Raw genomic sequence first — 10,362 nt, 5'->3', positions numbered from 1 at the left:
GCGCTGGATGGCCCCGAGCGCCGCCGGGTAGGTCTCGCGCAGGTAGACGAGGAGGTGGGCGACGGCTGCGGCAGCGGCCGGGCCGGGGAGGAGGCCTGCCTGCGCGTGCTCGCCGAACTGGCGGGCGATTTCCGCTTCGACGGCGAGGTCGCTCAGGAGCGGACGCTGCACCGCGGGAATGGCGAGCTGCGGCGCATCGGCGAGGTCTTCGAGGAGGAGCTCGGCGAGCGGGGAGCGGCCGGCCTCCAGCAGGGCGTCCTCGCCGGGGACGACGCGGACTTCGCCGGTGGTGACGTCGGCGAGAGCGAGCGCGGCATCGCGGCCGCGGCGGACGAACGCGCCGAGGTAGTTCGGCCGGCCGGCTTCGAGCGACGCCTCGGAGGTGACGGTGCCCGCAGTGACGATGCGGACGACGTCGCGGGGGACGAGCCCTTTGACTTCGGAGGGGTCAGCGAGCTGTTCGCAAATGGCAACCCGGTAGCCGCGGGCGACGAGCTTCGCGACGTGCTGGTCGATAGCGTGGTAGGGCACGCCGGCAAGGGGCACGCGGAGGTCTTTCCCCATCGGCTTCGAGGTGAGGGTGATCTGGAGCTCTTCGGCGACGAGCTTCGCGTCGTCGTCGAACGTTTCGTAGAAATCGCCGAGGCGGAAGAAGAGGATGGTGCCCGGGTAACGCTTGCGGAGGTCGAGGTACTGCTGCCGGATGGGCGTCGACACGCGGCGGAACTCCGGCCCCGCGCGGGGGCGAAGGCCATTGTAGCGCGGCCGAACGGATGTGCGCCGGGTTAGTCGGCGGCGGCCGCAGCGGGCTGGGGTGCGGCGCGGCGGGCCCAGCGGCCGGGCATCAGCCCCTTGCAAACGCCGGCCCGGCAGACCTTGTCGACGATGTGCTCGACGTATTCGTCGCGGAAGGTCTTGAGCGACGTCTTGATGCTCGTCATGGCGAACTGGCCGTGGAGGCAGTTGGACCAGACGAGGGTGCCGATGAGCTTCTCGAAGTTGTCGAGGTCGGCGTCGCGGCCGCCGCCCGCGGCGATGCGGCGGAGGATTTCGACGGCGCGCTGGGTGCCGCCGTGGCAGGTGGTGCAGCGGCCGCAGCTCTCGTCCTCGCAGAAACCGAGGAAGAAGAGGCAGAGGTCGACGATGCAGGCCGACTGGTCGAAGAAGACGACGCCGCCGGAGCCGAGGAACATGCCGCGCTCGCGGTAGGGGTCGAGGGTGAGAGTGAGGTCGATATCGGAGGCCGGGAGGACGCCCGAGAGCGGGCCGCCGGGCTGGAAGCCCTTGAGCGGGAGGTCGCCGCTGAGGCCGCCCGCGTACTGTTCGAGGAGGGTGCGGACCTTCGGGCCGAAGGGGATCTCGATGCAGCCGGCCTGCTTCACGTGGCCGGAGAAGGTGAACATCTTGGTGCCCTTTTCCTTGGCGTCGGAGACGGAGCTCCACCACTGGGCACCGTTGCGGAGGATGAGCGGGGCGTTGGCGTAGGACTCGACGTTATTGACGTTGGTCGGCTTGTTCCAGAGGCCGGCCTGGGCGGGGAACGGCGGCTTGATGCGGGGCATGCCGCGGTAGCCGTCGATCGAGTTGATGAGGCCGGTCTCTTCGCCGCAGACGTAGGCGCCGGCGCCGAGGAAGACGATGAGCTCGAAGTTCTTGCCGGTGCCGAGGATGTCCTTCCCGAGGAGGCCTTTCTCGTACGCCTGGGCGACGGCCTTCTTCATCCGCTCGAAGGCGAGCGGGTACTCATAGCGGATGTAGATGTAGCCTTCATCGGCGTGGGAGGCGAGGGCGGCGATGAGCATGCCCTCGATGATGAGGTGCGGGTCGCCTTCCATCAGGATGCGGTTGACCCACGCCCCGGGGTCGCCCTCGTCGGCGTTGCAGATGAGGTAGCGGGGGGAGGCGGTGGCGTTGCGGAGGAAGTCCCACTTGCGGCCGGTGGGGAAGCCGCCGCCGCCGCGGCCGCCGAGGCCGGAATCGAGGACTTCCTTCACGATCGCTTCGGCGTCCATTTCGAGCGCCTTGCCGAAGCCTTCGTAGCCGCCGTGGGCGAGGTAGTGGTCGATGTTCTCCGGGTCGGTGCGGCCGAGGTTCGCCATCAGGCGGCGCACCTGGCCCTTCATGAAAGGATGGTCTTCGAGCAGCGGGATCTCGGGCGTCGCGTTGCCTTCGATGACGCCGAGGGCGAGCGATGGGAGGTCGCGCCCGGCGGCGATGGCCTCGATCAGCTCGTCGACGCGGTCGGGGGTGACGTTGCCGTAGAGGACGGCGTGGGTGCCGGCGGCCGAACGGACCGAAACGCAGGGTTCGAGCCAGCAGAAGCCCCACGAGCCCGTGATGCCGACATCGGCGTCGATCTTGCGGCTCGCCGCGGCCTCGCGGAGGCGGGCGAGCGTCTCTTCAGCGCCGCGGGCGATGGAGGAGGTATCGAGGGTGACGCGGATGCGGACGCGGCCGGAGGCCTGTTCGGCCTGCCAGGCAGCCTTTGCGTCGGCGATGAGCTTTTGCAGGCGTGCGTTCATTCGCCATCCCTCAGCGAGCGGATGATGTCGCGGGCTGATTCGGGGGTGAGGTTGCCCCGGACGCGGCCGTTGACCCAGATTTGCGGGGCTTCGTGGCAGGTGCCGTTGCACTGGCCGACGTGGAGGCCGAAGCGGTGGTCGGGGGTCTGCTCGTCGAGGCCGATGCCGAGCTCCTCCTGGATCGCCTCGCGGATGGCTTCCCCGCCGCGGAGCCGGCAGGCAGGGCCGCAGCACCACGCCACTTCGTACTTCGCCGGCGGGTGGGTGCGGAAGTCGCTGTAGAAGGTGACCGCGCCGTAGATCAGTGCGGGGGTGGTGTTGAGCTGGCGGGCGATGACTTCGATGGCCGCGCGCGGCACCCAGCCGTAGGTGTGCTGGACCTTGTGGAGCGCTGGCAGGACATGCCCGCGCCCGGGCTGGAATTCGGCGACGAGCTCCCGGAGCTCCTGCAAACCGGGTTCAGCGGCCATCGACCGGACCTCTCGCTTGTGAAATTCGGTGCAACTGTAGCAGAGCGCGGGCTAATCGGCGCGTGGGCGGGCGCGCTTCAGATGCCGGCGCCGCGGGCGGCGGCGACCCGGGCGGCGTCCTCGTGCATGAGGCGACCGACCTTCTCGCCGAGGAGGAGGCTATAGTTCTGGCCGCGGTCTTCAGGGTAGACCTGCGTGGTGTTCGAGAGGTAGAGCCCGTCGATGCCGGTCCGCATGTCGGGAATGGAGCGGGAGTAGTGGGTCGTGATGACCGGCTGGCCGCCCGGGTCTTTGAAGAACCACATGTCGCGGACCCACGAGGGGTCGAACGCAGGATTGAGGCGGCGGATGCCGGCGAGGTAGTGCTCGAAGACCTGCCCGGCGTCCATCTGGAGCACGGGATGGTCGGGGGCGGTGTAGTTCGAGAGGTAAACGACGTGGTTGCCGCCGTACCGCTCGGGCGGCATGAAGTTCGTGTGTTCGATGCAGGCGACGAAAGGCAGGTCGTCGCCGATGGAGAGCCAGTAGTAGGGCGTGAGCGGCCGGTCGAGGGCGAGGACGAGGCAGGTGGCCCACTGGTAGCGGACCCGCTGGAGGATGTCGCGGTAGGCGGGCGGCAGGTCCGGCGCGATTTTGAGGGCGATGACGTTGGGGACGGTGAGGAGGACGGCATCGAACGGGTGGAACGCGCCGGCGGCGCGGAGGCCGGCGACGCGGCCGCTTTCGACGGCGACCTGCTCGACGGGGGTGTCGAGGCGGATAGCGACGCCCTGCGCTTCGAGGCGGTCGGCGAGCGCGCGGTAGTACCGCTTGAAGGAGCCTTCGAGGTAGCCGAGGACTTCTTTCGACGAGCCGCCCTTCCGGGAGGCGAAGCGGAGGTAAATCTTGTTCCAGAGCCAGACCATCCCGACCTGGTCGGCCTGGTCGGCGAATTTTCCCTTGAGAAGCGGCCCCCAGAAGGCATCGAACGCCTTGCGGCCCACGGCGCGGAGCATCCAGTCGCGGGCGGTGACGCCTTCGTACCGCTCGATGCCGTCGGAACGGCGGCGAAGCCAGAGGGCCGCAAGCCCAAGGCGGACGCGGCTCGTCAGCGGGATGGCCGTGAAGCGGAGCAGGTCGAGGGGCGTGACGAAGGGGTACATGCGCCCGCGGACGAAGTGGGCGTTGCGGGGCTCGATCCAGCGCAAATACGGGCCGAGGCCGAGCTCTTCGATGTAGCGGATGACGGTGGTGTCGCTGGTGAAGATGTGGTGGTAGAAGCACTCGAGCTCTTCGCCGCCGACGGGGAAGGTGACGACCTGCCCGCCGACTTCGCTGCGGCCCTCGAAGATGGTGACCTCGTGGCCGGCTTCGCGGAGCACCTTCGCGGCGGCGAGACCGGCGACGCCCGCGCCGACGATGCCGACCTTCATGTGACGGCCCCCCGTTCTTCGACTTCGACCCGGGCGATACGGCGGAAGGAGACACCAAAGCTCCAGAGGAGGATGAGCCCGAGCACGGTGGTCGGGATGAGGATGACGCCGTGGGCGACGACGGAGTAAGCGGAGGCGACCGCAGGGTCGACGCTCGCGGAGATGAGGACGAGGCGGGCCGCCCATTCGAACGGGCCGGTGCCGCCGAAGAAGGTCGGGATGATGATGGCGAGGTTGGCGGCGGCGAGGAGCAGGCAGTAGTGGGCGAAGCTCACGTGCATGTCGAAGCCGAGGCCGATAACGGCGTAGGCGCCGGCTTCGATGGTCCACGCGAGGCCGGAGAAAAGGACGACGAGCGCGAGGGGCCCAGGCTGGTGGACGGAGCGGAGGCTGCGGACGAGGTTATCGGCGACCGATTCGACGTGGGGCTCGAAGCGGTCCGGCAGCCAGCGGAGAAAGAAGTGGATGACGCGGAACGCGCGCTCTTCGCGCAGCGTGAGGACGTAGAAACCGATGACGGCGGCGAGGAAGAGCAGGGTGGACGCGACGGCGATGATTCGGAGCCGGTTGTCTTCGAAGCCGACGAGCGCGCCGGCGACGAGGAGCATGAGCACGAGCGTGCAGCCATCGAAGAGGCGTTCGACGGCGATGGTGCCGAAGGTGCCCATCTTCGAGACGCGCTCGCGGTCGCCGAGGACGTAGGCGCGAACGACTTCGCCGGCGCGGGCGGGCAGGAGGTTGTTCGCCATGTAGCCGATGATGGCGTAGGGGAAGAGGCGGGCCGGGCTCATCGGCGCGACCGGGCGCATGAGGACGGACCAGCGGATGCAGCGCGCGACGATGGCGACGAACAGGACGGCGGTGCCGGGGATGAGCCAGCGGTAATCGGCATCGCCGAGGGCGCTGGCCAGCTCGCGCGGGTGGGTGGCGCGGAGGAAGAGCGCGATGAGGATGACGCTGACGGCGAGGCTGACCCAGAAGCGGAGGGAGCGGACCACAGGCGGCCTTTCGGGGTTCAGTCGGGGACGTCGAACAGGCGAACACGCGCTGCGCCGCCCTCGACGATCCAGAGCTTACCATCGGGGGTTTCGACCATCCCGTAGGGACGGGACAGGGGTTCGGCCCCGCCTCTTACGGTGGCGAGGAGGCGGCCTTCCGGCGAGTAGACGCGGACGAGGCCAGCCGCGGGGAGGCTGACGGCGACGCGGCCGTCGCTGAGGACGCGGAGATAGGGCTTATCGACGACGTCCTGGCCGCCCCAGCCGTCGACCGGGAATTCGCGGATGGCGGCGCCGTCGAGCCCGAGCACCTGGACGCGGCGGTTGTACATGTCGGCGACGTAGACGGTGCGGTCAGGACCGAGCGCGAGACCGACGGGCTCATCGAACTGGCCCGGCCCGGCGCCCGGGCCGCCGATGGTGCGGAGGTACTCGCCGGCGAGCGAGTACACCTGGATGCGGTCGTTGCCGGTGTCGGTGACCCAGAGCTCGCCGTCCGGGGTGACGACGGCATCGCGGGGCCCGAAGAGGTCGAAGGGACCGGGCGCGGCGCCGGTCGGCGGCTGGCCGAACGTGACGACCGGGCGAAGGGCGGCATCGAAGATGCGGATGCGCCAGCCGAAGGTGTCCGCCACGATGACCTCGCCGTTCGGGCCGATGGCGAGGCCCCACGGCTCCGACTGCTCGGCGGAGTTCTGCGGGTCGATACGGATATCGACGGCCTGGAGGAGGTTGCCGGCGGCGTCGAACTTCTGCAGCCGGCGGGTCGCGCTGTCGATGACGTAGAGGTTGCCGGCGGCGTCGCGCTCGATATCGACGGGGCTGAAGAACTGGCCCGGCTGGTGGCCGGCGCCGCCGAACACGGGCCTGCCTTCGCTGTCGACCGTCGGCCGCGGCGGTTCGACGGGCTCCGGGCGGAGGCGGCCGGTCGCGGGGTCGAAATTCGCCGGGAGGAAAGCGTAGGCGTCGGTCGAGCCGGGCGGCCGGCCGGGGTCGTGGTCGCGCCAGTAGGCGGCCCAGGCTGTCAGCCAGCCGCGGTCGAGGAAGCCGGTCGCGATGTGCTTCCAGGTCGCGAGGCGGAAGGGCCCGCAGTTGCCGCCGCGGGAGGTGCAGGGCTGGCCGGGCTCGACGTCCATCGCCCACTTGTAGGTTTCGTCGTACCACCAGCGGTGCGGATAACGGACGGGCGCGGCGTAGACGGTGGTAGTCGGCCGGGCGAGGTAGTCCTGGATGCGGCCGAGGTTGCCTGCGGCGACGAGCATGACGTCGTACTGGCCGGCCGGCGGGCCGGCGGAGAAGTCGAGGTAGGAGACCTTGCGGTAGTCGCGGAGGTACCAGGCCCAGGGCCAGGCGAACGAATCGGTCGTGTCGACGGCGATGGGGAGGTCGTAGCCGAGGCCGGTCGCGGCGGCGAGCTGGTTGATCTGGTCGGCGATGTCCTTCAGCTGGGGCGAGCTCTGGGTATAGACGAGGAGGTCCTTGGGCACGTCGCCGCGTTCGAAGGTAGCGCGGACCATCGTCCGGGCCGAGAACGGCGCGAGCGCGCCGACGAGGACGACGGCGAGGATGGCGGGGAGGGCAGCCCGTCCGAAGGGGCGGGCGAGGGAGGCAACGGCGGCCGCGGCGGCGGCGACGATACCGAGCCGCGCCGCCTGCATGGCCGCGCCGCCGGGCAGATAGGCGATGACGAGGAGCGCGCCGAAGCCGACGAGCGCGGCAGCAGCCAGCGTGACGAGGAGGCGGGCGGACACGGGCGGACGCTCCCGCCAGGCGTCCCAGGCGCGCTGGATGCTCCACGCAGCGAGCAGGCACGCCGGGAGTGCGATGTGGGTGTTGAGCCAGGGCATCTTTTCGGCGCCCCAGGAGAGGGCGAGCCAGATGCCGACCAGCCATGCCGCGAGGAAGCGCGAGAAAGCGTCGCCGCGGACGACGGCCCACCAGCCGCCGAGCAGGACGAGCGCAAGGGGCAGGAATTCGTAGGCGAACATCAGCAGGTGGTAGTAGAACCAGGGCTGCTCGCCGCGGTGCGCGTCCTGCTGGCTGTACCAGTAATCGAGCGAGCCCCAGGGGCCGCTCACGAGGCCGTGGAGGTTCGTCCAGAGCGAGGTCATGAGCGTGAGGTAGACGAGGGCACTGAGCGCGAAGGCGATGCCCCAGACTTTCGGGCGCCACTGCAGGCCGGCGAAGGCCGCGAGGCTCGTGGTAACCGTGAACAGGCCGACGAGCGCGATGCGGTCGCGGACGTCGATGGGGCCCTGCAAGCTTTTCTCCCAGCTCAGGCGGTCCTTCTCGAGGATGCCGAGCGGCTCGAGGAGGGTGACGCGGGCGACCGGCGTGAGCAGCGGCAGGCAGAAGGTGCCGAGGAGGAGGAGCACTTCGCCAGGGCGAGGCAGGTCGTCGGCCCAGTCGAGCCGGCGGCGGAGCGCGCCGATGAACGGCCAGAAGGCCGCGAGGAGCCAGGCATAGGGCGCGAAGGCGATGGTGAGGGCAAAGCGCCGGAACGGCGTATCGAGGCGCGCGGTGCTGCGGATGCGGTCTTCGAGCGCGGCGCGCTCGGGCGGCGAGAGGTCGAGCGCGGCGAGCCGGGCGAGGTCTTCGCGGGCGAACCGCTCGGTCCGGCCTTCGAGGGTGCGCTTCGCCAGCAGCGCGGCGAGGTAGAGGTCGAGGTAGACGAGCATCACCGCGAAGACGAGGAAGGAGCCTTCTTTGGTCAGCACGTTGCCGGTGAACCCGGCAGCGAACACGTAGAGCCAGCGGACGCGGCCCTCGTCGATGTAGCGCCACATGGCGGCGACCATGAGGAGCGTGAACGCGGCCATGTAGATGTCTTCGCGGAAAAAGCGGCTGAAGTAGACGAGGGTGGGGGAGAAGGCGATGAGGGCAACCGCGGCGAAGGTGCCCACCGGGCCGAGCCGGCGCCGGAGGAGCAGGGGGAGGGCGACGAGCGCGGTGCCGGCGACGGCGGCGGAGAGGCGGCTGGTGTAGTCGTTCGCGCCGAAGATGAAGAAGACGGCGGCCTGGACGTGGTAGTAGAACGGGCCGTGGAAGATGGGGCTGTGGCGGTAGTTGCCCTGGAGGAGGCCCCACGACCACTGGGCGTGGATGCTCTCGTCGTGGTGGAGGGCGCGGGCGCCGAGGTCCCACGTCCGGAGCAGCACGGCGGCGGCGAAGACGAGGGCGTACAGCACGACCTCGGCCGTCAGCGGGATGTGGCAGGCGAGCGCGCGTTCGAGGAGAGCGGGTCGGGCGGGAGCGGCGGCGGTCACGGCTGCTCCCGGATGTAGACGGCTGCGGGGAGGTCGCGCACGGGTAGAGTATTGCGGTTCGCCAGCCAGCGGAGATAGTCGAGGAATCCGCTATCTGGACCGCGCCTTTCCCGGAGGACGGCCCAGCGGCCTTCGAACGTGCGGAAGCCTTCGGGCGGCGCACCGGCAGCTTCCCAGATGACGACGCTGGCGTTCGGCGGGATGCGGCTCGCAGCGACGAGGCCCCGGCTGCCGCGGAGAGGCCAGGTGAGCGCGTCCGCGAGCGAGGGGTGGATGGCGACGATGCCGACGGGGTCGCGGGCCGGACCCGTGACGATATCGCGGATTTCGCTGGCCTGGAGGGTGGTAACGGGCGACGGGAGCGGCTCGTTCGGGCTGCCGCCGGCTACGGCGAATCCGCCGGCAAGCCACGGGACGGCAGCGGCTGCGGCGAGCGGAAGGATGGCGACGGCGCGTGTCGCCGGCCAGCGGAGGAGGAGGGTCAACCCGCCGGCGATGACGCCGGCCAGCACGACGACGGCGACGACTTCGCTCCCCGGGCCGACGCGGCCGAGCCGGGCCCAGTCGAGGAGCGGCCCGAGGAGGGTCGCGGCGGCGAGGAGCGCGCCCGCGAGCGGCCAGCCGGCACGGCGCCAGTCGGCGCTGCCCAGCGAGTCGACGAGCCACGCGAGGGCGCGGCCCGCGAGCGGCGCGGCGCTCGCCGTGAGCGACAGCACGGCGAGGGGGTCGCGGCTGCCCCCGGCGGCGAAACACCAGGCGAGGCTGACGCCGAACCAGGCGGCGAACAACCGGTCGAGCCCGTCGCCGAGCAGCGCGGCCCGGCCGCGGGCGGCGCGGATGGCGAGGTAGCCGCCGGCGAGGACGGCCGGCCCCCAGGCGTAGAGCGCGACGAGGCGGCGCGTCGTCTCGGTCGACCAGCCAGCATCGAAGCCCGTGGCGAAAAGGTCGAAGGGCGGCACCGTGATGCCCTGCCAGCCGGCCCCGAACCCGAAGCTGGCTGCGAGGACGCCGAGCGCGGCGCCGGCGGCCGCGAAGCCGGCTGCGGGCTGGCGCCAGTCCGCGCGTGGGTGCGTGAGCGCTGCCGCCAGCAGCAGCGCGAGGGGGAGCGGCCCGGCGGCGGCGAGGAGGAACGCGGCGACGGTAATGACGGGCGGCCGGGGGCCGAGCACCGCGAGCGCAGCGAGGATGCCCGCCGTGAGGGGAACGTCGAAGGCTGCGGCCGTCGCCGCCGGGCCGAACGCGATCTGCAGCGGATCGAACGCGAGGACGAGCAGCGTCGCGATGGCGGCGGGTTCGCCGATGCGGCGGCGGAGCAGGAACAGCGACACGGGCACGGTGAGCGAGGCCGCGAGCGCGGCGAGCCGGGGCAGCGTCTCGCTATCTTCGACGCGGAGCAGGAGCGCAGTGAGCGCCTGGAACAGCGTCGGCACGTAGCGGGCGTCGTCGATGCCGGCGCGCGCCTGCCATGCGCCGGAGAGCGACCAGAGTTCGAGGCCGCCGACCGGCAGCTTCACGAACGCGAGGAGCCGCATGGCGGCGTAAACGGCCGCAGCGGCAGTCCACGCGGCTGCCGCGACGGTGATGCCCCGGGGGCCCGCTGCGGTGGAGGTGGCGCTGGTCGTCATGGCGGGCTGACCGGTTCATAGTGCGGCAGGCGGTAGATACGGTAACGGCCGGATTCGAAGACCCGGTCG

6 protein-coding genes and 1 pseudogene are annotated in these 10,362 nt (G+C 70.8%); all 7 read right to left on the bottom strand.

What is annotated here, in order from left to right; translation table 11 throughout:
- Nucleotides 1-717 (bottom strand): annotated as a pseudogene (locus N2041_RS09390) (DNA mismatch repair protein MutS); the annotation flags it as partial.
- Nucleotides 718-785: 68 nt separating this feature from the next.
- Complete coding sequence (locus tag N2041_RS09385; protein WP_297678105.1) at nt 786-2,522, bottom strand: NADH-ubiquinone oxidoreductase-F iron-sulfur binding region domain-containing protein; 1,737 nt, start codon at nt 2,520-2,522, stop codon at nt 786-788.
- Nucleotides 2,519-2,992, bottom strand: coding sequence for an NAD(P)H-dependent oxidoreductase subunit E (locus tag N2041_RS09380; protein ID WP_297678103.1), 474 nt, complete (start codon nt 2,990-2,992; stop codon nt 2,519-2,521). Before N2041_RS09380 ends, N2041_RS09385 begins: the two co-directional genes overlap by 4 nt.
- A gap of 77 nt (nt 2,993-3,069) precedes the next feature.
- Nucleotides 3,070-4,404: an NAD(P)/FAD-dependent oxidoreductase gene (locus tag N2041_RS09375; protein WP_297678101.1), complete on the bottom strand. Its 1,335-nt coding sequence runs from the start codon at nt 4,402-4,404 to the stop codon at nt 3,070-3,072.
- Entirely contained in the window at nt 4,401-5,402 is a 1,002-nt protein-coding gene (locus N2041_RS09370; protein ID WP_297678099.1) for a lysylphosphatidylglycerol synthase transmembrane domain-containing protein, read from the bottom strand. The genes N2041_RS09375 and N2041_RS09370 overlap by 4 nt, the downstream gene beginning before the upstream one ends.
- Before the next feature lie 17 nt (nt 5,403-5,419).
- Complete coding sequence (locus N2041_RS09365; RefSeq protein WP_297678097.1) at nt 5,420-8,668, bottom strand: flippase activity-associated protein Agl23; 3,249 nt, start codon at nt 8,666-8,668, stop codon at nt 5,420-5,422.
- On the bottom strand, nt 8,665-10,293 hold the full coding sequence (locus tag N2041_RS09360; protein WP_297678095.1) for a hypothetical protein: 1,629 nt from the start codon (nt 10,291-10,293) through the stop codon (nt 8,665-8,667). Before N2041_RS09360 ends, N2041_RS09365 begins: the two co-directional genes overlap by 4 nt.
- Nucleotides 10,294-10,362 lie beyond the last annotated feature (69 nt).

This window comes from Tepidiforma sp. (genome assembly GCF_026419595.1).
Classification (GTDB): domain Bacteria; phylum Chloroflexota; class Dehalococcoidia; order Tepidiformales; family Tepidiformaceae; genus Tepidiforma.
Note: the sequence above shows the minus strand (reverse complement) of the source record. Positions and strands in the feature narration are given on the sequence as shown.

Coding starts and splice junctions, on each gene's coding strand:
- N2041_RS09385 (WP_297678105.1), bottom strand. CDS start 2,522: ATGAACGCACGCCTGCAAAAGCTCATCGCCGACGCAAAGGCTGCCTGG.
- N2041_RS09380 (WP_297678103.1), bottom strand. CDS start 2,992: ATGGCCGCTGAACCCGGTTTGCAGGAGCTCCGGGAGCTCGTCGCCGAA.
- N2041_RS09375 (WP_297678101.1), bottom strand. CDS start 4,404: ATGAAGGTCGGCATCGTCGGCGCGGGCGTCGCCGGTCTCGCCGCCGCG.
- N2041_RS09360 (WP_297678095.1), bottom strand. CDS start 10,293: ATGACGACCAGCGCCACCTCCACCGCAGCGGGCCCCCGGGGCATCACC.